Source organism: Aliiglaciecola lipolytica (assembly GCF_018860635.1).
Classification (GTDB): domain Bacteria; phylum Pseudomonadota; class Gammaproteobacteria; order Enterobacterales; family Alteromonadaceae; genus Aliiglaciecola; species Aliiglaciecola lipolytica_A.
In genome coordinates, this window is sequence record NZ_JAHKPT010000026.1 from 113,927 (window position 1) to 136,800 (window position 22,874).

Annotated in this window: 16 protein-coding genes; 6 read left to right on the top strand and 10 right to left on the bottom strand. The window is 42.1% G+C overall.

The genetic code is table 11. From position 1 onward, the window contains the following. Positions 1 to 409 precede the first annotated feature (409 nt). Together KO530_RS15175 and KO530_RS15180 are read right to left on the bottom strand one after the other, a co-directional pair. Entirely contained in the window at positions 410 to 3,448 is a 3,039-nt protein-coding gene (locus KO530_RS15175) for an efflux RND transporter permease subunit (RefSeq protein WP_216049295.1), read from the bottom strand. Between the two features lies 1 nt (position 3,449). Then, positions 3,450 to 4,526 (bottom strand): efflux RND transporter periplasmic adaptor subunit, encoded by a 1,077-nt coding sequence (locus tag KO530_RS15180; protein WP_216049296.1) that lies wholly within the window; start codon positions 4,524 to 4,526, stop codon positions 3,450 to 3,452. Positions 4,527 to 4,694: 168 nt separating this feature from the next. Between KO530_RS15180 and KO530_RS15185 the strand changes: the two genes are divergently transcribed. The 3 genes from KO530_RS15185 to KO530_RS15195 all read left to right on the top strand — a co-directional run bounded on the left by KO530_RS15185 (position 4,695) and on the right by KO530_RS15195 (position 8,416). Then, positions 4,695 to 5,324, top strand: a complete 630-nt coding sequence (locus KO530_RS15185; protein WP_216049297.1) for a TetR/AcrR family transcriptional regulator — start codon at positions 4,695 to 4,697, stop codon at positions 5,322 to 5,324. Between the two features lie 2 nt (positions 5,325 to 5,326). Continuing rightward, positions 5,327 to 6,358 (top strand): MBL fold metallo-hydrolase, encoded by a 1,032-nt coding sequence (locus KO530_RS15190; RefSeq protein WP_216049298.1) that lies wholly within the window; start codon positions 5,327 to 5,329, stop codon positions 6,356 to 6,358. A 135-nt stretch (positions 6,359 to 6,493) separates the two neighbouring features. Next, positions 6,494 to 8,416, top strand: coding sequence for an extracellular catalytic domain type 1 short-chain-length polyhydroxyalkanoate depolymerase (locus tag KO530_RS15195; protein WP_216049299.1), 1,923 nt, complete (start codon positions 6,494 to 6,496; stop codon positions 8,414 to 8,416). Positions 8,417 to 8,484: 68 nt separating this feature from the next. Here the strand turns inward: KO530_RS15195 and KO530_RS15200 are convergent, their stop codons facing one another. Further along, positions 8,485 to 9,495 carry an alpha/beta fold hydrolase gene (locus tag KO530_RS15200; protein WP_216049300.1) on the bottom strand — a complete coding sequence of 337 codons (1,011 nt, stop codon included), beginning with the start codon at positions 9,493 to 9,495 and terminating at the stop codon, positions 8,485 to 8,487. A gap of 353 nt (positions 9,496 to 9,848) precedes the next feature. Between KO530_RS15200 and KO530_RS15205 the strand changes: the two genes are divergently transcribed. The 3 genes from KO530_RS15205 (at position 9,849) to leuD (ending at position 13,431) form a co-directional block, all read left to right on the top strand. Continuing rightward, a complete protein-coding gene (locus KO530_RS15205) occupies positions 9,849 to 10,736 on the top strand; it encodes an alpha/beta hydrolase family protein (RefSeq protein WP_216049301.1) in 888 nt (295 codons plus the stop codon). A 626-nt stretch (positions 10,737 to 11,362) separates the two neighbouring features. Beyond that, a complete protein-coding gene (gene leuC / locus KO530_RS15210; RefSeq protein ID WP_216049302.1) occupies positions 11,363 to 12,790 on the top strand; it encodes a 3-isopropylmalate dehydratase large subunit in 1,428 nt (475 codons plus the stop codon). Then, positions 12,790 to 13,431, top strand: a complete 642-nt coding sequence (gene leuD, locus KO530_RS15215) for a 3-isopropylmalate dehydratase small subunit (RefSeq protein WP_216049303.1) — start codon at positions 12,790 to 12,792, stop codon at positions 13,429 to 13,431. The genes leuC and leuD overlap by 1 nt, the downstream gene beginning before the upstream one ends. 108 nt (positions 13,432 to 13,539) lie before the next feature. Here the strand turns inward: leuD and KO530_RS15220 are convergent, their stop codons facing one another. The 7 genes from KO530_RS15220 to KO530_RS15250 form a co-directional block, all read right to left on the bottom strand. Further along, entirely contained in the window at positions 13,540 to 15,066 is a 1,527-nt protein-coding gene (locus KO530_RS15220; RefSeq protein WP_216049304.1) for an aldehyde dehydrogenase family protein, read from the bottom strand. Between the two features lie 30 nt (positions 15,067 to 15,096). After that, a complete protein-coding gene (locus tag KO530_RS15225) occupies positions 15,097 to 16,011 on the bottom strand; it encodes a polysaccharide deacetylase family protein (protein WP_216049305.1) in 915 nt (304 codons plus the stop codon). A 1-nt stretch (position 16,012) separates the two neighbouring features. Next, a complete protein-coding gene (locus tag KO530_RS15230) occupies positions 16,013 to 16,759 on the bottom strand; it encodes a maleate cis-trans isomerase family protein (RefSeq protein WP_216049306.1) in 747 nt (248 codons plus the stop codon). A gap of 8 nt (positions 16,760 to 16,767) precedes the next feature. Continuing rightward, entirely contained in the window at positions 16,768 to 17,961 is a 1,194-nt protein-coding gene (locus KO530_RS15235) for an FAD-dependent oxidoreductase (RefSeq protein WP_216049307.1), read from the bottom strand. Between the two features lie 137 nt (positions 17,962 to 18,098). After that, positions 18,099 to 20,252, bottom strand: a complete 2,154-nt coding sequence (locus KO530_RS15240; protein ID WP_216049308.1) for a TonB-dependent receptor — start codon at positions 20,250 to 20,252, stop codon at positions 18,099 to 18,101. Between the two features lie 374 nt (positions 20,253 to 20,626). Further along, on the bottom strand, positions 20,627 to 21,604 hold the full coding sequence (locus tag KO530_RS15245) for a 2Fe-2S iron-sulfur cluster-binding protein (RefSeq protein ID WP_216049309.1): 978 nt from the start codon (positions 21,602 to 21,604) through the stop codon (positions 20,627 to 20,629). A gap of 37 nt (positions 21,605 to 21,641) precedes the next feature. Continuing rightward, positions 21,642 to 22,589, bottom strand: coding sequence for a hydroxymethylglutaryl-CoA lyase (locus KO530_RS15250; protein WP_216049310.1), 948 nt, complete (start codon positions 22,587 to 22,589; stop codon positions 21,642 to 21,644). Positions 22,590 to 22,874: the final 285 nt, after the last annotated feature.

A 22,874-nucleotide genomic window follows, 5' to 3' on the forward strand; every position in this document is an offset into this window, starting at 1 on the left:
TCAGTTGAACACGGTGACTAGCGTCGGTGAATATTGACGTTAAAAGGTAAACCAGGATTTGCAAATATGAATATTTTAATGAGCAGGCGTATTACGCTTGCTAACGTTACTAACTAACTTAAATTAACGAACAGGAAAGTATCGCCGAGCGTAAGGAATACGCTCGGCTTAATTTGGTAAGGTGAGTAAATTACTCTTTATTGTGTTGCGGTAGTTGTACATTTTATCCTCACAATGGAATGCTAATAATAGCTTGCTTAAAAATAAAAACAAGATCAAAAAAGGTCAATTATTTACACTCTAAAAGATAGATAAATTCGAGAGTCTTGGTAACTTTCTCAATAAAAAATGCCAGTTAGGTAACTAACTGGCATTTTTGATCAAGCTGAGGAATTTCTAAATCTACGGATTATTTTCTGTAGCTAATATTGAAAAATACACTATACAACACGGGCACAGCAATTAACGTGAGTACAGTGGCGAAAGCCAATCCACCCATAATTGTCACTGCCATGTCAGCAAAAAACGCATCAAACAAAAGAGGTGCCATACCTAAAATCGTGGTGATTGCGGCCAATGAAACGGGTCTCAAACGACTTAAACTGGCATTAGTAATAGCGAGTTTGGGAACCTGTCCCTCGTCAATTAATAAGTCAATTTCTTCAATCAAAACAATGGCATTTTTTATTAGCATACCGAATAAACTCAAAAAGCCGAGCAACGACATAAAACCAAACGGCATATCGGCTGCCAACAGGCCTGCAACTACACCAACAACTGCCATAGGCACCACCATCCAAATAATTAGTGGTTGTTTTACTCGGCCGAACAGTAACACCGAAATTAAGAACATCACCAAGAACCCTGCGGGCAAACCTTTACCTAAGGCTTCTTGGGCTTCTTGCGAACTTTCATATTCTCCGCCCCACTCCAAATGATAACCATCGGGTAAATCAATTGCTTCCATTACGGGACGAATACGATCAAATACTTCACCTGCTGTTTGACCAAAATCAGGCTCGGCATTCACCGTTATAGTACGAATCCGGTTGCGACGTTGAATGAGAACTTCTTCGTTGACCAATTCTAGTTCTTTAGACACTTGCTGGAATGGGATGTAGACCCGTTGTTGTGAACTCCACACCTGATTGTTCTGAATTGCTTCAATGGGTGTCTGCCCAGCTGTCGCCATTTTGGCTTTTATTGGATACGAATAATCCCCATCACGAATCTGCCCTAAACTTAAACCGTCGCTAGCATATTGAATCGCGTCGTTAAAATCAGCCCGTGAAATCCCAGACATACCAGCGTTAAACTCATCATAATGGGCATTTAACGCTAATCCTTTGTCACGCCAGTCATGACGAATGTCTCGAGTCTCACCGTCTTGCTGATATATATCGATAGCTTGGGCCGCCAGATCACGCAGAACCAATGGATCAGGGCCGGAAAAGCGCACTTGCAGTTTTGCGCCAGAGCCTGGTCCGAATTGCATGCGTTCCAAGTAAAATTCAGCATTCAGATCAACAGGTTTTATCTTTTCCAATATAGCGGGAGCCAACTGCTCTATAACGTCTAGACTTTTAGCCCGAATAAATAACATGCCATAGCTTTCATTATTAGCTTGCGGCGCATAAGTTAAAGTGAAACGGTCTGCTCCACGGCCAACAAAACTAGTAACAGATTCGATCCCTTCAAAATCCAAAATGCGTTTTTCAGCAAGTTCAATTTTCTGTTCGGTGTATCGTATATCTTGATTTTGAGGACCCCAATAATGAATAAAAAATATGGGGGTATTGGAGGACGGAAAGAATCCCTGTTTAACAAAGCCAAAACTTGCAAAAGCAATAACGGTGATAAGTACCAATGATATTAAGGTAACCCATCTAAACCTCAACGCTTTATGTAATATGTGCAAGAACCCTTTTTGAATTCCACTGAGGCTCTGCTGCGTACCCACAACCTTTTCGGATTTGTAAACATAGCCGCCCAGCACAGGCACAACAGTTACGGCTAATACCCAGCTCAACAAGAGTGACACTAATACCACCACAAATAGTGAATATAAGAATTCACCAGTGGCATCATCAGATAAACCGATCCCAGAAAACGCGGCAATACCAATAACCGTAGCCCCAAGCAAAGGCCATTGGGTGCGCTTTACAACGTAACTTGCGGCATCTTCAGGTTTAGTCGCGCCTCTAATTTTCAGCATCATACCTTCAGCCACTACAATAGCGTTGTCGACCAACATCCCCATTGCAATGACCATAGCGCCTAGTGAAATGCGCTGTAGCTGAATTCCCATCAGCCACATTATCATCACAGTACCTAACACGGTGATAACAAGTACTGAACTCACTACCGTTGCTGAACGCCAGCCCATAAACAACCAAAGAGTCAAGCTTACAACTACCACTGACATAATAAGATTGGTAATAAACCCACCAACAGAATCATCCACGATTTTGGCTTGGTCATAGATGGGTGTCAGTGTCATTCCCAGCGGCAGTTCATCGAGCAAACCATCTACGGTTTTGCGTACATGTTGCCCAACCTCTACGATATTCACACCATCAATAGCAGATACCGCAAGTGTGATGGCTTCGCTGCCTTGATAACGGATCATTGAAGGTTGGATTTCAGCTGGTTCTAATTCTAACCTTGCAATATCTTTAATACGCACGGAACGATTAGTACCAGGTATGACTAAAGACAAGTTACTGAGCTCTTCAAGTCGATCCGCTGGATTCTCCACAAGAAGTCGAATTTTCTTGCCGTCCACTTGAATACGGCCACTATTGAAGGGTTTTAAGTTATCTTCAAACAGACTGATGATGTCTGGAAAGCTCATCCCTAATCCGGCAATAAGATAAGGGTCGATATAAGCAACGACTTGTTCTTGCATTACACCATTCACTTCCACTTTTGCCACACCTTCAGTGGTCAACAATTGTCTGCGAATAATGCGGGCAAATTCGCGCATTTCAAAAGGCGTAAAATCTGGCGCAACCAAGGCATAATATAAACCGTATACATCACCAAAATCATCGAACACCTGAGGTTCTTGCGCACCAACAGGTAGTGAACCGCTCATGTCACCTAGTCGTTTTCTTAACTCATCCCAAATTTGCGGTAACATTTTGCTGTCATAGTGACGTTGCACTTCAACCGTAATTTCAGACTGTCCAGGCGAAGAAATAGAGGTCAATCGATACAACTGAGACATCTGCTGTATTGCTATTTCAAGGGGCTCTGTGACCTCTTCTTCAACTCGTTGAGCACTTGCTCCGGGAAATGCAGTAATGACTTTGACTTGTTTAATAGTAAACGCAGGATTTTCAAGACGTCCAATTTCAGACAGCGCAATTAAACCACCTAAAATGAAGACTACAATAAACAGCCAGATATTGACTGGCGTGCGCATAGCATAGCGAGCAATATCCATATTATTTTTCTCCGTGGTAGGGTTCGACCTTCATACCCGCCTTCACCAATGTAGCCCCAGCCGAAATAACAAAATCATGCTCATTTAGTTCACCATCAACGACCACTGTAGCGTCCTCGATGCTGTGCACATTGACCTGCACTTTTTCAACAGTTTGGGATTCAGCGACATAACGCCATACAAAAAAGCCATCAGCGTCATTGCCGACAAGCGCTCTGAATGGGATAAGCAAACTACCACTGTTATTCGGCGTTTCCACTGTCACATTTACCATCGCTCTTGCGCCGGGAGTTACCTGAATTTGATTTTGACCTTCCAATGCGAACACGGCTTGGTAGGTTTGCGTAACCGCATCAGGCTGAGTGGAATGCTCTACGTAGACTAAGTCGTACCACTTATCCGGATTACCAAGTATCGACGCCTGCGCTTTAATTATTTTGCGTCCTTCATTGGCCGATAACACACGTTCTGGAACATTAATATTAAAATAGATACGGGATACATCTTGCAGTTGAGCTAAGGATTGACCGGCTGTGACAAAACTATTGTTATCAATTAAACGGTTCGCAACCAGCGCGTCAAATGGCGCACGTAACTTAGTGTATTCAAGATCTTGTAGTGCGTTGGACAAATCGATTTCAGCCAACTCGTATTCTGTTTTTGCATCATCTAGATTACTTTGGGATACCAGCTTTTTATCAAACATTGACTCAATTCGACTCAACTCTCGATCGGCCTGTTGCAGTCGAGTTTGTTGCTCTTTTACTCTTCTTTCAAAGGGTTTTGGATCTAAACTAGCAAGCAAATGTCCTTTTTCAACATTTTCCCCGGTAACAATATCTGTTTGAATTAAGCGCCCGGTAACTTCAAAACTCAAGTCGATGGTTTTCACTGGCGAGACGACGGCAGGAAACGTAGATTGGTTTTGAATGGATGCCGATATAACTGGAGTCAGTTTCACCACGCGGGGTTTTTCGGGCTGAAATTGTTGTTGGCTTTCTTCACCACAAGCACTCAGCAACACCACTGAAAGCGCTAATAAAAAACGGGCAGGCAGTGCACGTAAAAATAATCTCATTGCAGGAACTTCTCTATTTAATATAACTGATCGGAACTATTGATAAATGCATAGCTTAAAAGTAAACTACTCGGTGTAGTTTACATTATCAATTAGTTGAAAGTAAACTACAAATGTATGATGCATATTTGAAAATAGTAATATTGTTAAAGTAAGTTGCAGAGGTTTATGAAGACAGCAAAAAAAAGCCGTAGTGAAATAAAACGTGAAGCAATTGTGGAAGCTGCCAAAAGCGCCTTTCAAGAGTTTGGCGTACAAGCTACAAGCATGGACCGGCTTGCTGAGATTGCCGGTGTGTCGAAACGGACTGTATATAATCATTTTGCCACTAAAGCCGAATTAGTCATGCATCTGTTAACTGATAAGTGGGAAACATCATTTCTCAAAAGCGCTGTGGTTTATCAGCCAGATAAGCCGATGTATGAGCAATTTGTGAAATTAGTTGAAGAACAAGTGAACTCGATGAGCGACGAACAACACATAGAATTAGTTCGTGTTGCCATAGGAAGCTTTTTTTATGAACAAGACACCCTAAAAAAAGGAATCGACAGGCTTGTTAGCTTGGAGACTGCTGTTCACCGTTTTATTAAAGCTGCCGTAAAAGACAATACACTGATTATCAAAGACATAAATTTTGCAGTTGATCAATTAAACGACTTAGTCAAAGGACGGTGTTTCTGGCCCTTGGTGTTTAAGTTACAATCGCAACTTAGCGAAGATGAAAAACGTTTTGTAATAGAGCAAACCGTCGACATTTTTTTAGATCATTATTCAAGCTCACGACAGCAAGCTCAATAACAATGAAAAATTTTGCAAGCCTTACTAAACAGCTACTAGCCTTAACACTAATCATCTCGTTTCAGACTTTTGCACATCAACATGCAGGCATGGCCGAAACACCCCAATCTTCCGCATTTGAACTTATCGTTTTAGGCGATAGTGGTGGCATTGAGGATGGTAATTTAAGTGCATTTTTATTACGTTCACTCAATAGTTCTCACTATGTCGCGTTAGATGCAGGGACAATAGTGAACGGTATTAATCAAAGTGTTCAACAAAACGCTTTCGCTGACTTACCTATTAAGCAAAATGACAACTGGACAACAGCGGGAACCATTTTAAGAGAACATGTTAAGGGTTACTTAATCAGCCATGCCCACCTTGATCATATAAATGGCATGTTGGTCGCATCCCCCGAAGACACGAGTAAAAATATCTATGGGTTGGCATCGGTGAACAATATGATTGGCGAAACCTACTTTAACGGTAAAGCTTGGGCGAATTTCACCGATCGTGGTATTCCACCAATGTTGAACAAATACCATGTTGTTGATCTGCCTGTTGGCAAACCCATAAACATTGAAGACACAGATCTTGTGGTAACCGCCTTTAGTCTTAGCCACCCTGTTGAATCCAGTGCATTTGTAATTGAAAATGGCAGTGATATGTTTGTGTATTTTGGTGATACCGGACCCGATGTTGTAGAGAAACAGGGTAAACTCGAAGCAATTTGGACATACCTTGCAAAGCAAATAAAGCATAAACAATTGCGCGGTATGGTAATTGAAGTATCTTTTGAAAATGAACGTCCACACAACTTATTATTTGGCCACCTAACCCCGAAATTGTTAATCCAAGAGTTACATAATTTTGCCTCCAAAATTGATGGCGAAACGCCGCTAAACAACCTTAAAGTGGTGATTAGTCATATTAAGTATACTCTGGCTAAAGGTGTCAATCCTCGTCATAACATCAAACAACAACTCGATGAAGCAAATGACTTAGGCTTGGAAATTATCATTCCTCATCAGGGGCAAAAACTGCTGTTTTAATTTTTCAGAGCCGCTGAGTAGTTATTTACTGAGTGATTTGACTGCTGAGATTTGCGCTGTACTAAAGTACTAAGGCGAAATTTCAAACAAGCCCCTAAGCTACGTTTACATTTTTTTAACAAAAAAGGTAAACACATGTTATTAAAAAATATTCGAATCCTGAATGGATTATTTTGGCTTACATTAATCTTGTCCTCAGGTGCAAATGCCGGTAGTTGGCAAAATAATCAATCTGTAGGTGGGTTTAGTCAGGTACATATCTATACCCCCGATAGCATCTCTTCCGTGGGTCAAGGACGAGCATTGTTGTTAGTTTTGCATGGCTGCACTCAGTCAATAGATACTTATTTAAATGCAAACTTGGAACAAGCAGCTGAGGCTTATGGAATGGTAGTTGCTGTGCCCAACGCCATGAATAAAGCAGGTTTTGGTTGCTGGTCATATTGGCAAGGGACCAAGTCAAGAACAGCCGCTGATTATCAAAACCTAATTAATCTAGCCACAGCATTGCGCAGTGACCCTACTTATAACATTGATGATGATCAGGTATATATTTCAGGACTTTCTTCAGGGGCATCATTTGCGAATACGACAGCGTGTTTAGCCCCAGATATTTTTGCAGGAATGGGGATTAGCGCGGGCCCCAGTATTGGCACGAGTTCCAGTGGCGCACTAGGAAGTTGCGAGTCGGCCAATGTAGCCAGTCGCTGCCAAACTTATGCTGGCGCTTTTGCTTCTCATTTCGATACACAGATTGCGTCAATAGCACATGGAGATGCTGACACCACGGTTGACACCTGTTACAACCAACAAAATGCACAAGGAATGGCCGCTGTTTATGGCGTACAACAAATCCCTAGCAGCCAACAGATTACCCTAGCCGGCAGAACCGCCGATGAAACTTTATGGCAAGACAACCGGGTTTCAATGTTGTGGTTAAATGGGGTTGACCACTCTTGGTCTGGAGGCCAAGGAGCGAGTGGCTCTTATATCAGTGGCGCAGGCATTAACTATGCGATGTATTTAGGACAATTTTTTGCTGACAACAATCAGCGAGTAAGCCGCAATTTAGCGCCTGTGGTAGATTCCTTAAATACTCAGGAAAATAGCGGAACAATTCTGATTACCGGCACAGTCAGTGACCCTGATGGACAGGTAATACAGGTTGATTTCGAGATAGAAGATTCGGTTGGGAATAATTATTCTAGCAGTACTCAAACCTTCTCTAATAACAGCTTTTCTATTTCAAGCGCAAGCCTTGCAGATGAGCTATATCTGGTGACGGCCGTTGCGACAGATAACCTAGGAGCGCAATCTGAGGCGACTTCGAGTACCGTTAGAATTGGACCTGCGCCCCCCGCTACAGCTCCTGTTTTAACTGAAATTATTGCCACTGTGAATAATCAATGCGCCACGGTTTCTGGCAAAGTGGTAGACGTTAATCAGAATTTAAGTAGTGTAATTGTCAGCTTCTCAACTGGAAATGAAACGGCTCAATTGCAAGGGAACACCTTTAGTGCTCAGGCATGCAGTTTAGCCGGAGGTCAGCAAAGTGCCACTATTGTGGCCACCGATTCTACAAACTTACAAGCAACGGATACTGTCAGTTTCAGCATTGATGCTGGCCAAACAGCCACATTAGATCAACATATAAACGCTGGCCGATTAAACTACACAAATTATGCAAATTGCTATTTAGAATACAGTACCAATGCATTTAAACTTAATGAAATAACCGCTTCAGCACAGCAATGTCAGTGGCAAGATGATGACGCCAGTTGTACTGGACCAGTTCAGGCATGCAGTACTTCAAATGATGATGGCGGTGGCAATAATGATGGCGGTGGAAATGGTGACGACGAACCAACTTGTGAGCAATTCACTACTTACAATTATTACCATAAGACTGCAGGCAGGGCTTATAGCTCAGGTAATCCGTACGCACCTAGCTATTTTGCGCAAGGTAGCGATGAAGCACTGACTGGCTCTACATGGGGAAATACCAGTTTATACAGCATAGATGCACAGAACTGGCATCTGGGTTCTTGTCCTCAGTAGTCATTTACATAAAAAACTGTCGCTGAGCCTTTCGCTCACCGACAGTTTAGTTTGATGCAAAGCGATGGCTACTTACAAAGTTTGGCGCTTTTCAGATCTAGGAAAAAAGACTGAGCAACTTTTACTGTTTCGATTGGACGTTCAATATTAATATAGTGACCGCCACTTTCAAAAGTAACTAACTTGGTTAAACACGCATTAGGTAAAGCATCAATAAATGCACTAGCGGTTTTTGTATCTAACGCTTTATTTGCCGTTCCCCACATTATCAAGCTTGGGGCTTTTACATGGGATAAGACTCTTTGCGGATCGCCTTTTTCATAAAGTTTAAAGGTTGCGATGGATGTTTTATCGCGCTCTTGAATATTCAAAAAGTCCAATTTCCGTTGTACAAATTCAGGCGTAACTTTACTTTTGTCATTAATATAGTTGTCGTAAAAAGAGACTATGTCATCTTTTTCAACCACCGGTGAGTACATAAAGATACTAGTACGTTTGGGTTTTTCACCCGGAGTTTTTGGTTTTCTTTTAACTGCATTAGCGGTCTGAATACCTGCAGAATTGATAAGTACCATGGACGTTACTCTATCGGTGCGGGTTGCGGCATATCGAAAAACAACCATGCCACCATAAGAGATACCAGCTATGCCAAATTTCTCTGCGCCAACATGGTCCATTAAGCTATCAATCAGGGTGTGGGTGCGATCAACGGAATAGTTACCATTAGCAATATTGCCCGACAAACCAAATCCAGGAATATCAAAACGAACTACACGGAAACCAGATTTCAATAGCTCCTGCGTCCAAACATCCCAATCAAATAAATCGCCTAATGTTCCGTGGACAAGCAGTATAACGGGGCCTTTTCCTTCGTCTTTGTAATGAACATTGATACCGTCCAAATCAACAAATTTCGAGTTACTATCAGCATACTTTGCTCTAACATCATCCATGGATAGCGTGCGAGTTGTATGAGTTTCAGTTGCGTTTTCATCACTGTGACTAAATGCAGAGGGTATATTGACTAAGTACAAGGTGGCACTTAGTACTGCGACTATTATCTTGTTGCTAATTTCCATTTATTATTCCTCTTTTATTCTTTTGATAGCTCAAATTTACCTGTCCTTGTTATCGAAAACCCTGTGGTTTGAATACTTGGGGGCTGGGTAATATGCTTTTATCGCCTATGAAATAGTGCTCTATTTGATAGCCTAAGAGCTTAACTTAACTGCAGAAAACCACCCATGCATTAACAAATGTCAATAATCAGATTTTTTTGATGTTAAATCAGTATATAAGCACCAAAAAATGCGTTTATTTAAGCTTGTTGTTGAATGATTTGACAGTTATCAAATTATTCAAGATATAAGAGTGATATACCTAGGTAATCACTCGTATCGTTAAACTAGAACTGCTGACAGGAGTATATAAAATGTTTTTTCCCCCCCACAAACAACGGATATTTAATCGGCTGTTATTTGCACTAACGATACTGTTCTCATTGTGTACACAGGTTCTAGCGCTTGAAGCGCAGACAACAACATTAAAAGTAAATGATAGAGACGTTTCCGTTTGGAAGTGGCAGGCTAAAGGCGAACAAAAAGGAGTAATACTATTTTCTCATGGCGCATTGTCTGCCCCTTGGAAATATGATCCGTTAATCGAACCATGGATAGAACAAGGTTTCACTGTGTATAGTGCATTACATATGGATTCAACAGATCACCCTTTGCGTGACAAATTTGAACGCAGTATGTCTTGGCGAGCTCGACTTGAAGACATGCAATTATTGGCTGATACCTATGGCGGTGATCGTTATATTGCCGCAGGTCATAGCTATGGCGCATTAACTGCGTTAGTAAAAGGTGGCGTAAACGCTACTATTCCAGACGGCATGAATGCATCACAAGCAGACCCTCGTGTGGCATTGGTATTAGCCTATTCTCCTCCACCAGCGATGCCTGGATTAATTGATAAACAAGGTTTTTCTGGCTTAGCCGTCCCAGCTTTAATTCAAACCGGCACTAATGACATTCCAATGGGTGCCTCGTTAGACTGGTCAGCGCATCTTGATGCTTATGAGATGGCGGCATCGACAAACGACCATTACGCACTGGTGCTAGATGATGTGGATCACTATTTTGGAGGTGCCATTTGTCGTCCAGAGTTACCTGGTCCAAAACAACTAGCCGAACTTACGCAAGTCAGTAAAATTTCTGAATTAATGATTAATGGCTACTTTTTCGCACAATCTGACGGGATAGAGCAACTAACCTCATTACTTTCTACTGAAGGACCCACTGCCCTAAGCAGAAAATAGAACAAATCAAAATAAAAGCCTGATTTTTATCATCTAAATCAGGCTTCCATACACTCAATATCGTTTATTGTTCACTTAAAATCACTTCTCGAATCCAAAAACCTAGTTAGCAAGCAATACCCCAACACAGATTTACCAGATGAAAGTGTTTCAACATTGATATTTGTCATTGCGTGAAAAACAACGCCCGCTACTCTAGTTCGCAAATATCCATCGTTACAAATATGCATGGCGTGTTTAGCGAGTTAACACCAGATAGCAATAAACCAGATAAATTAAAAACCTGAGTTTAGTAAACTTGAGGGAATGAAAAGATGACTCATCTTTTAGCTGTTGACATTTCTGACAACAAGGATGATTTAAACGCCATAGCAACAGTACGAGAAACGCTTTGTGTATAAGGTGGCCAAATTTCACTATCCAATCACGGTGACAGTATTGACGAAATTGAAGCCCGTTGCATAGAAGAAATCCATCTTCGAGCATCTATTACGCCTGCATTCCAACACGCTTAAAGTTAGGTAACGAAAAGATAAAATCAAATCAAGCATGGCTGCAAAACCGGCGGTTGGTTTCAGTCATTTAAATGCAAATTGCCAGTAAACGAAATCCGGAGAATAGATTAAATGGTTAAACAAGATAACCCTAAAACCCTTTACGACAAACTTTGGGAACGTCGCTGTATAACGACTTCTGAAGATGGCATGTCGTTGATATACATAGACAGGCACATAGTACATGAGGTTTCCTCAGCCCAGGCTTTTGAAGGATTGCGCGCAGCAAACCGGCAACCATGGCGTCGTGACTCAGTTATTGCTACACCAGATCATAATGTACCTACCACTGGTCGCGAAGAAGGCATCGAAGGTATTGCCGATGACATATCGCGAATCCAAGTAAAAACCCTTGATGATAACTGCCATGACTTCAATATTCAGCAATTTGATCTTAAGGATATACGTCAAGGAATAGTGCATGTCATCTCGCCAGAACAAGGGCTAACACTGCCTGGCATGACAATAGTCTGTGGCGATTCTCACACCGCAACTCATGGTGCATTTGCCGCATTGGGAGTGGGTATAGGTACGTCCGAAGTCGAGCACGTATTAGCCACCCAATGTTTACTGCAACGCAAAGCCAAAAATATGCTGGTAGAAGTAAACGGTGAACTGCATCCTGGTGTTACTGCCAAAGACGTTGTGCTTTATGTTATTGGTAAAATAGGCACTGCCGCTGGCACTGGATTTACCATAGAGTTTGCTGGTTCAACCATCCGCGGCTTAAGCATGGAAGGCCGCATGACAGTATGCAACATGGCCATCGAAGCTGGCGCTCGAGCGGGACTAGTTGCTTATGATCAGGTTACCGAGGATTACATTGAAGATCGTCCTTTTGCGCCTAAAAACGAACAATGGCAAGAAGCGACGACTATGTGGCGAGAATTGCATAGTGATGCAGATGCCAAATTTGATGTGGAATTTCAATTTAATGCGCAAGATATAAAACCGCAAGTAAGTTGGGGAACGTCACCAGAGATGGTGATATCTGTGGATCAGTTAATCCCCAACCCAAACCTGTTCAAAGGGAAATCTGAAGACTATCAAAAAGCCCTTGATTACATGGGATTAAGCGCCGGACAACCAATAACTGATATTAACTTAGATCGTGTTTTTATTGGTTCTTGTACCAACTCTCGCATCGAAGATATTCGCGCTGTTGCGCAAGTAGTTGAAGGTAAGCAGGTTGCCAAAACAATCAAACAAGCTTTGGTGGTACCTGGATCTGGTTTAGTCAAACAACAAGCTGAAGCTGAAGGTTTAGACAAAATCATTCTGGCTGCCGGTTTCGAATGGCGTGAGCCTGGCTGTTCTATGTGCTTAGCGATGAATGCCGATCGTTTAATGACGGGAGAACATTGCGCTTCTACCTCAAATCGTAATTTTGAGGGACGTCAAGGCAGTGGTGGACGAACCCACCTTGTAAGCCCGTCGATGGCTGCGGCTGCAGCTATTGCTGGTCATTTTGTCGATATCACTGAAGGTGGAGTCCAATAATGGAAAAATTCTTATCTCACACAGGTACTGTTTTACCTTTTGATCGCAGCAACGTCGATACTGATGCAATCCTGCCAAAACAATATTTAAAGTCGATTAGTAAATTTGGCTTTGGCGATTGGTTATTTGATGATTTACGTTATTTAGATCCTGGTGATGTCAGGACAGACACTAAAACCCGCAGACCTAACCCAGACTTTGTTTTGAACAACCCTCTATATACTGATGCCAGCATTCTTATTGCGCGGGAAAACTTTGGTTGTGGTTCAAGCAGAGAGCACGCAGTTTGGGCGTTAAAAGGTTATGGAATCAAGGCGGTAATTGCGCCTAGCTTCGCTGACATCTTCTATAACAACTGTTTCAAAAACGGCGTATTACCCGTTGTTTTACCTTCAGATGTAGTTGATAAGTTATTCAAGCTAACGGCACAACATGACGCAATTCAACTTACTGTTGACTTAGAAAATTGTAAAGTGAGTTATGGAACTGAGCACAGTTGGTCATTTACTGTTGATGAATCTAGACGCCAAAATTTGTTACAAGGGCACGATGAAATATCAATAACCCTGCTGCAAAAAGGTGCCATCCAAGGTTTTGAAGACCAATTGAAAACCACTGAAAAATGGTTGTTTAGCAACTAACAACAATCAATTAACCTAGCGTCTAACACAGATGCTAGGGCAATTAAAAAAGCGGATATTGAAACATCAATATCCGCTTTCTGATTTACTACAGAGTGTAAATTAACACTACAAAACGGCGCACACCGTTTTCCACTCCAAATAGTTATCCATGGCTTGCTTGCCGCTGTCACGACCATAACCAGAGTTTTTCATTCCACCGATAGGCATCGCTGGGTCAAACATAGAATGGGTATTAATCCAAACGGTTCCGGCTTGTATCTGACGAGACAAACGATGAGCAGTCGATAAATTTTCAGTCCAAACACTCGCTGCTAAACCATATTCATTGTCATTACTCCACTGCAACGCTTCGTTAATGTCATCATAAGGTTCTGCAACAATTACCGGACCAAAGACTTCTTGGCAATGAATAGGACTGGTGGTGCTTGTACCTGTAACCACAGTGGGCTGTATAAATGTCCCAGCACTGCCGAAACGTTCACCACCGGTTAAAATAGTCGCACCTTCAGCTTTCGCCCCTTTAATATACTGCTCAATTTTTTGCGCTTGTTGAGCAGAAACAACAGGTCCCATTTGCGTATCTTGGTTTAACCCATGCCCTACTTTCAAACCTGCTCCATAAGCTGCAATACCTTCAACAACTTTGTCGAAAATAGAACGATGGATATAGGTTCGCGAATTCGCCACACACACTTGACCGCCATTGAAAAAGATACCATTGGCAATGCCTGGAATAGCTAAATCTAAGTCAGCATCTGGGAGTACAATGGCTGGCGATTTACCACCTAGCTCTAGCGTAACACGGGTTAAATTTTGCTTACTGGCTTCGACTATTGCGCGACCAGTAGCTGTTGAACCTGTAAAAGCCACTTTATCCACACCCGCATGACTGGCTAACACACTTCCACACTGCGCACCGTCACCGGTCACAACATTCATTACCCCAGGTGGTACGCCCGCTTCAGTAATTAACTCGGCCAAACGTAATGCTGTGAGCGAAGTTAGTTCTGCGGGTTTATGCACTATGGTGCAGCCTGCGGCGAGCGCTGGAGCTAACTTCATGGCAGTAAGAATTAACGGTGAATTCCAAGGGGTAATGGCAGCGACCACTCCCACAGGTTCGCGCACAGTCCAGGCATGAACTTGTTTACCTTCAGGTTGGTAATTCACTGATGGGTTCAACGTATTGCCATCAAGGGTCAGTGCTTGTCCGGCAAAAAAGCGAAACTGTCCCGCGACAGCTGGCACTTCCGCCCAACGTGCCACAAACCATGGCTTACCTTGGTCAAGCACCTCTAATTCGCATAATTCATCCATATGCAGATCAACTAAATCAGCGATACGATTTAGAATCATGCTGCGTTCCATAGGTGTCATCGTTGCCCAAGGACCCTTTAATGCTTGTTGTGCAGCGGCGACCGCATTATCCACATCAGCCTGATTCGCATTGGCGATGCGCGCTATGATTTTACCCGTAGCAGGATCGCAGGTTTCTAAATACTGGCCACTTTTAGGCGAGCAATACTCTCCGTTAATGAACAGCTGCTTATCAGGTGTTGTCGCAAGTAAATCGCGTACTGCTTGAGTTTGCGGTTCTGGAATAACGCCGTCGTTTAGTATTGCATTCGTCATAAAAGGCTCCTTATTGGATTTCAGTTCGACTTATATTTGACCAGGAATATGATGTTCTTGCTGATGTTCTAAATACCAATCAGCAATCTCTTCTCGTGTCGTCCACCAAACATCAGGTAAGGTTTTTGCGTATTCAATAAACTCTCGAATCGCTCTAATCCGATAAGCTCGACCGGTAACATGAGGGTGTAATCCAACGTTCATGATACGAGCCTGAGTTGCACCTTCTTTATACAGTACATTCAATTCTTCAATCAAAATATCTCTATACTCGTCGGTAGTGTGTCCACGGCGAGTTATGATAGTGAAATCATTGATTTCATTAGAGTAAGGAACTGACACTATTGGGCCGTTATCAGTGCGGATCATAAAGGGTTGATCATCGTTCATAATGTCGCAATAAAACTTGTAGCCTTCTTTAGCAAGAATAGCTGGCGTATTTAGCGTACCGCGCAATGACGACGACAACCAACCAACCGGACGTCTACCAACATATTGTTCAAACATATCGATTGAACGAGAGATAACTTCTTGCTCTTTTTCTGGCTGATGTGCGAAATTAGTAAGTAATTCACCTTGCTCGTAGTTATGGGTAATCAATTCCCACCCACGATCTAAACAAGCTTGCACCATAGCAGCACGACGCTCAAAAGTGACTGCATTAGTCGTACAACTGGCTTTTACTTTAAGTTCATCAAATAGCTCGTATAAACGCCATATGCCAACACGCTGACCGTATTCACGCCAGCTGAAATTTGGAAAATCAGGAATATTACCAGGCAAAGTATCCGGCAATACTGCTGGACCACCAGCATAGTAAGGCTCGTCGGTGTCCTTAGTCAGATCCCATGTTTCAAGATTGAAGGTTAAAATCAAAGCGACTTTTTTACCATCGGGCCATTTTAATTGACCACGTTCGCTAATTGGTACGTAATCATACTCCATCTTAAAACTCCTCTAACAAACGTCCAAAACCGCTAACCTTGTCGGTTATGCCGTATGCACGTAATGCATGCCAATAAGTGGACGTATTAATCGCAATAACTGGTTTACCTAATTCAAGTTCTAATTTAGGCGCAAGTCTTGCCATACAAAGGTTAGTACCAACTTGTATAATTGCATCAACATCATCGCTATCAAGTTTCTTCACAGTATCGCGAGACATTGAAAACGGTGTTTCAGCAATACTCAACCAGCTAGGACGTTGTAACGGAATATCACGCACAGTTTCGTATCCGTAATCGCTCAAATAGTTTTCAACTTCTTTGTTTGCAACTGGGAAATAAGGCGATAAAAAGGCTACCTTTTTAATTCCACCAATAGCTTCCATCGCAGCAATAAGTGACTCTGACCCCATTGAAATTCTTAAGCCTGAAAACGTTTCAATGCGTTTTTTCCAGGCTTCTGCGCCTTTAGCACCACCATAAAAAGTCACCGCAGACATACCCATAACTAAGTAGTCAGGTGCACAAGTTAATACGCCTCTTACCGCTTCCTCGGTACCTTCATCAATCATCTTGGTGCCGGCCATAAAACTATCATTTGAAACAGCTTTTGCATTTTCAATTACGATACGGCTGTAGTGATTTGTGACACCAGCAGGGCGCATTTCATCAAATTCAGGTTGCACAATTGTATTAGTCGAAGGACCTAATACGCCAAATTTAGCTCTGTATCCAAGTGCGTCTTTCATTATTTTTCCTATTTGATTTTGTTAGCTTCTTCAAGACTGGTAAACATGGCTTGTCGTCTCAGAAAAGCTAAGCGTTTTTCGTCGTCATTGCAGATATCGTGCATTTCTTGTAAACGCATCGCATGGTTCTCTTCAGGACTATGCTCTAACAGCTTTTTGTTTTGCATCGTCTGCGCTTGAATAAAACTATGGGTTACTGGACGACGTTGAGCGTCATATAATTCAAAATTAGCGTCATCATGACCTTCGGTAAGGTTTAACTTGATTTTGTCGGCTAAATTCCAACCGTCATGAATACCGCTATTCATGCCAAAACCACCTAGTGGATTGTTCATATGACAAGCATCACCGACCAAACATACTCGTCCGTGATTGAATTTTTTAGCTACCCGTTGATGTACCCGGTAAATGGTTCTATGTTCAGTCTCAACATCATCACGACCGATTAAATCTCGGAATACCTGGTTTTTCTTCTCATCAGACAATAAGTACTCGTCTGGTTGATCTTCACTAGCAGGTACCAAAATTCGCCAAACACTTGGCACACGTAGCAGTACCATCCATTCTTTTGGATCGGACACGTAACTAACGTAAGCAAGGTTATCGATGTAGTCTTTTAACTCAACTTTTGTAGATAGGGTTAAGAACTTTTCAGGGTAGGTAAAGCCTTCAAATTCAACGCCTAACCATTTGCGAATAATTGAATTACCACCGTCCGCGGCGACCAAATATTTGGCTTTTACTTTTTCAATCGAAAAAGGCCCTTCTAGTGCCACTTCAACCCCATCGTCGGTCTGTTCGAAGTGGACCACTCGGTGACTAAATCGAACTTCAGCTTTAGGATGATTATTTAATTTTTCGGCAACCATACTGGCTAGTACATGTTGTTCGCACTGCAAGCGGTAAGGGAATTTTTCCTTACCTTCTAATTCAGATAAATCAAATTCAACAACCTCTCCGGTTGCCCGTTCACGGAAATGATAAATCGGCGCTTTCAGTCCTCGTTCGATTAGTTCGTCGGCCATGCCTAGCTCATCAAGCATTTCTAAAGTAGGCGGATGGAAGGTCGATGCGCGCAAATCAACAGCACAATTAGGGCCGGCTTCACACAACATGACATCAAACCCCATACTTGCTAGACGATATGCGGTAACCGTCCCTACAGGGCCTGCACCTGCCACAATAATCTGTGTAGATTTCATATTAATTTCACCTTTATTCAAAAAGAGTAAGTGCTTACATCAAACACCACATCAAAGACATTTAGATGTTGAGTGTTTAAGCGTTATAAAGGGACAATGTGGTTCTCACATTGTCCTAACCTTTCCAGATGATTTTTCTATAATTCGTACGATACACTCAATCGCCACGTCATCGGGTCGGCCATAAAACGAGGTTGAATCAAACTAAAGCCAAAGCCGGTAAACGCGTATTTTTCATTACCAAGGTTTTTACCCGATAAAGTGAATTTCCAGCGTTCATAGGCGTAAGCCGCGTAAGCATCGATTAATGTTACTGGCTCTATATGACCAATCTCTGAGTTATCTGCTGTTGAATAATAATCATCACGATGATTAACATTCGTGCCTAACATTAAGGTTCCGTCACCAATGTCTTGTGTATAGTCCAATCCTGCTGCATATTGAAACTCAAACACATTGGTCATTTTGTTGCCGACCAAGCCACCGTTTGACGAAACGCCATTAACACTGACAGCGGTATATTCGCTATCTTGGGAAACACCGTTAGCCCATAAATTCAAATTAGAGGTTAAACGAACATTAAGTTCGACCTCGATACCCTTATGCTCGGCATCGTAATTTTCAGTAATAAATGAACCAAATTCGTCTACAGATTGTTGTTGTAAACTAGAATATTCATTGAAAAATCCGGCGACATTGATACGTAAACGGTTGTTCCACCATTCACTTTTCAAACCCGCTTCATAAGCATCCATCACTTGCATCTCAAAGGGCGTATTAAGACCTTCTGGTGTAGACGCCAAACTATTGTATCCGCCAGCTTTGAAGCCTTCGGTGTAACTTGTGTAAAGCAACAAGTCGTCGTTGGCTTGATAGTTTAAGGCCACTTTAGGCGTGAATTTTTTGAAGGTATCCTCACGGTTTACCGGACTTGTTTCTAGGGTAGCGTCAAGGGATTTTTCATCTCGGGTATAACGGGCACCAACAATCAAACCAAGTTTGTCTGTTAAGTTGACATTAGCCTGACCGAATACCGCATAACTTTTTGTATCTATGTCAAAATCGCCATAGGAAGGGGCGAAGAAAACCGTTGAATTGACAATTTGTTCGCCTGATTCGTTAAAATAATACAAACCGGCAATATAACTTACTCGGTTTTCCCAAGCCTCGCCCTGCAATTGTAACTCTTGGCTAAAACTGTTTTGATCACTGACGGAATCCCGTGAAAATAATTCCACGTAACCATCACCTTCTATGCCTAACAACGCATTTGCCACACCGCCACTGAACCCAGTAGACCAATCATTCTGCAACTTTGACCATGAGGTAACCGATAACAGCTTCATGGAATCACTGATTTGTTTGGTTAGATGGACACTGGTACCATATTGTTTATCTTCAGTTGAGGATTCAAAAGGCGATAAAACCGTATCGAATTCGCCAGAGGTAAAGGGTATTTGGTCGTATTCATTATCAACTTGAAAAGGGTCAAGGGAGGATGCATATAGGCCGTCACTTTCATAATTGGTATAAAAGTACTTCCACCTTGCGGTGTACGTTTCACCTTCATAAAATAAGTCGCCCTGGAAACCTGCGTAGTCTTCTTCACCAACCTCTTTATCTAATGTTGCATTATACTGGCGGCCACCATCGCGCTTGCGCAGCATGCCTGTAATACCACCGCGCAGCTTTTCGTCATCACTTAGCGGGCCACTGATACTAAATTTGTCATATATTTCGTTCCAGCTACCAATCCCTACTTCGTTTTTAAAGCGGAATAAATCATCTGGTACCCGGGAAATAATTTTCAGGGCACCTGACGAGCTGTTACGTCCGTAAAGTGTTCCTTGCGGCCCACGAAGTACTTCAATGCGTTCTAGTTCTAGGGATTCAATGAAAGACGCCGCAGATCGAGGTTGATAAACATCATCAATGTAGATACCCACTTCTGGCTCAGAAGTAATAAGTGCACCATCGGTCACCCCTCCACCACGAATAAAAGGCGTAATCCCGGCGCTACCACCAGTAACCCCCTTAATCATGACATTGGGCATAACCTGACTTAGATCTTTTGTATTATCAATTTGTAGTCGTTCAATATCTTCGGGACCCAGTGCGGAAATGGAAACAGGAGAGCTTTGGATACTTTCCTCTTTCCGCTGTGCCGTCACCGTAATCTTTTCTAGGCTTAAATCAGAGGTTTGACTGTCTTGCCCAAAAGCGACACCTGAGGAAGCTAAAACACCCCCCAAGGCCATTTTAATCATGAGGCTTATGTTCGCTTTTTTCATAGTGCTTTCTCCGAAGTTACATTATTATTAGTAAGATTTTATGTGTATATCTTCTGCTATTTTCTAAACTAAACTTCACCCTTACTCAGACAAGAAGGGGTAAATTCGTATGACTCTGCACTGCAAACACAAGTGTTTGATGTATATGGGATTACAGCTAAACTTAATCAGATATAATCGCGCCAAGATGGATTTAATCTACCGTTAACTCACTCACTTCACTATGACAATTGTCAATATTTGCGCACTAATATTCGGATTTCTGCAACTGCTGAAATAAGCGCTTTTTACTGAATCGGGCAAGTCTGGAAGTCTGTGAACATTTTCGGTTAGGACAAAAGAACGGCCGAAGTAAACCGACATTGATCGCAAACTTATTCACAGGTTGCCTGTGAAAAAAAACGTCTAGGATTAAGAGCATGCTGGCTTAATACTTTTTGTGCATGCTCTAACTTAAAAGCAGGACCAGTGGCATACACATCAGCATTGTGCATTTGGGGTTGCATACCCAACATAACATCTTGCGCTTCACCCAATTGACCAGACCAAGCGGGACAAGCTGAAGACAACGTGCGAATAAATCGAATATCACTATCCATTTGCGCTACATCAAAATAGAAATCTTCTGGCTGTTGACCTTGCCAAATCACGGTAATACTTGCAGCTTGCTTGTCTTTTGCTAAATTTGCATGGGCTTCTAGCATGGCTGTAATAGCAGCAATACCAGCCCCAAACGCTAGAAAGAACAGATCTCGATGGGCAGTATCACGCAAGAAGTGGGTACCTTTAGGTCCTTCAAGTTTAAGAAGGTCTTTGACTTTGGCTTGAAGAAACCAATATTGATGCATAGGATCTAGTTCATTGTGCGCAATATGTAGTTCTATTTTTTGCTGCTCTACACTCGCTTTACTCAACCAATAGCTGCTTGATAGTCCCTCTGATGTAAATACATCCACGTATTGCCCAGCTAGATACATAAATTTAACTATCAATGGTAGCTGTAAAGTTACCATTAACATTGTCGGGCTCAACAACTCAATTGCATCAATCGCACAGGGAATCGAACAAACTTTAGGAATGATTACTTGAGTAAGATTACCGGCATCAATTTCAATATCAGTCAACGCGGTATGGCAACATGAGAGTATCCAATTGTCATCTCTGTCTTGCTGTAAAAGTTGCTCTGCACGATACGCAGAAGTTTCGCCGGAAAGTAATTGCACCTTACAAAAACCACAGCGACCAGAACGGCAACTGTGATTAATCGGATAGCCAGCATTGATACTGGCATCAAGAATTGTTTCGCCACTATTTTGCTGGAAACTAGTTCCATTTATTGTACTAATTTTCATAGTTGCAACTTCATGCAGAAACACATTGTGAAATCAATTAATATTGTGCTGTGGCCATCTGAAACCCCTTCGGCAATCCAGCTTCAGGTGTAAAGCCATACAAATCAACTTCAACAGGTAAACTGTCACGCAGAATTTTTCGAGCTAACAATAAACGCTGATAGTTGATTCCTGTTTTTAATCCCATACCCTCAAGTAGAAAAACCAAGTCTTCAGTGATTATGTTACCTGAAGCACCGGGAGCAAATGGGCATCCGCCGATTCCTGCCATTGAAGAATCTATGGTTTTTAAGCCGACCTCGAGGGCGGTCATCACATTAGCGAGTCCCTGACCACGAGTATTGTGCAAATGAATACCTGTAAGTCTGTCTTTGCCCACTAGCTCCCAAATCCCGAGAGTTAATCGCTTCACTTGATTTGGGGTACCGAAGCCTGTGGTATCCGATAAGCCCACTTCGTCACAACCAGCTTCAATTAATTTCTCAGCCATCTCGAAAACTTTAGACTCAGGTACATTTCCTTCTAAAGTGCAACCAAAGGCAGTAGATAATCCACCTTCCAATATCGGTTTTTGCGGATTATCTGATTGATTAATCAATTCTCGAATTTTTGCAACTTCTTGAATTACTTGAGCGTGTGTCCGGCGTACATTTTTTAAACTATGGGTTTCAGACACCGACAAAGGAATAGTTATTTTATGTGCACCGGCTTTTATTGCATCTTGAGCTCCCCGATAGTTCGGGACCAACACAGCCACATTTAAGCCCGGAATTGTGCGCGCATGAGCGACTATTTCAGCGGTATCAGCTAACTGAGGAAGAATACTCGCTGGTACGAATGAACCGACTTCAATTTCAGGAATGCCAGCCGCGGCTAACGCACTAACCCAGCGTTTTTTATCATTAGTAGACATAATTGGTTTGATACTTTGCAAACCATCTCGTGGGCCTACTTCACTAATTTCCACATCTATATCTGGATTCATAACATAACACCGACAAAATAAAGATATAAATATATATCATTCGGTCTTTTTCTTCAAATAAATTAGTCTTGGTTCATTTTAAGCCATTAACAAAGCATAATTTGTGCACCTCAACGAAATCCTAAGGATATGATTTAGATAAATTTATTTAAGTTTAATATGATTATGTTGGAAGAATCAGTTAGCTTGTTGAACTATGCCTGCAGATGGACACCTAACTTTTCGATTCTAGTTTTATCGCTGGTTTAATCTCTTGAACACATTGCTTTATTGTTATATTAATAG

Coding starts and splice junctions, on each gene's coding strand:
- KO530_RS15190 (WP_216049298.1), top strand. CDS start 5,327: ATGAAAAATTTTGCAAGCCTTACTAAACAGCTACTAGCCTTAACACTA.
- leuC (WP_216049302.1), top strand. CDS start 11,363: ATGGTTAAACAAGATAACCCTAAAACCCTTTACGACAAACTTTGGGAA.
- KO530_RS15175 (WP_216049295.1), bottom strand. CDS start 3,448: ATGGATATTGCTCGCTATGCTATGCGCACGCCAGTCAATATCTGGCTG.
- KO530_RS15240 (WP_216049308.1), bottom strand. CDS start 20,252: ATGAAAAAAGCGAACATAAGCCTCATGATTAAAATGGCCTTGGGGGGT.
- KO530_RS15220 (WP_216049304.1), bottom strand. CDS start 15,066: ATGACGAATGCAATACTAAACGACGGCGTTATTCCAGAACCGCAAACT.
- KO530_RS15180 (WP_216049296.1), bottom strand. CDS start 4,526: ATGAGATTATTTTTACGTGCACTGCCTGCCCGTTTTTTATTAGCGCTT.
- KO530_RS15195 (WP_216049299.1), top strand. CDS start 6,494: ATGTTATTAAAAAATATTCGAATCCTGAATGGATTATTTTGGCTTACA.
- KO530_RS15200 (WP_216049300.1), bottom strand. CDS start 9,495: ATGGAAATTAGCAACAAGATAATAGTCGCAGTACTAAGTGCCACCTTG.
- KO530_RS15225 (WP_216049305.1), bottom strand. CDS start 16,011: ATGGAGTATGATTACGTACCAATTAGCGAACGTGGTCAATTAAAATGG.
- KO530_RS15185 (WP_216049297.1), top strand. CDS start 4,695: ATGAAGACAGCAAAAAAAAGCCGTAGTGAAATAAAACGTGAAGCAATT.
- leuD (WP_216049303.1), top strand. CDS start 12,790: ATGGAAAAATTCTTATCTCACACAGGTACTGTTTTACCTTTTGATCGC.
- KO530_RS15235 (WP_216049307.1), bottom strand. CDS start 17,961: ATGAAATCTACACAGATTATTGTGGCAGGTGCAGGCCCTGTAGGGACG.
- KO530_RS15245 (WP_216049309.1), bottom strand. CDS start 21,604: ATGAAAATTAGTACAATAAATGGAACTAGTTTCCAGCAAAATAGTGGC.
- KO530_RS15230 (WP_216049306.1), bottom strand. CDS start 16,759: ATGAAAGACGCACTTGGATACAGAGCTAAATTTGGCGTATTAGGTCCT.
- KO530_RS15205 (WP_216049301.1), top strand. CDS start 9,849: ATGTTTTTTCCCCCCCACAAACAACGGATATTTAATCGGCTGTTATTT.
- KO530_RS15250 (WP_216049310.1), bottom strand. CDS start 22,589: ATGAATCCAGATATAGATGTGGAAATTAGTGAAGTAGGCCCACGAGAT.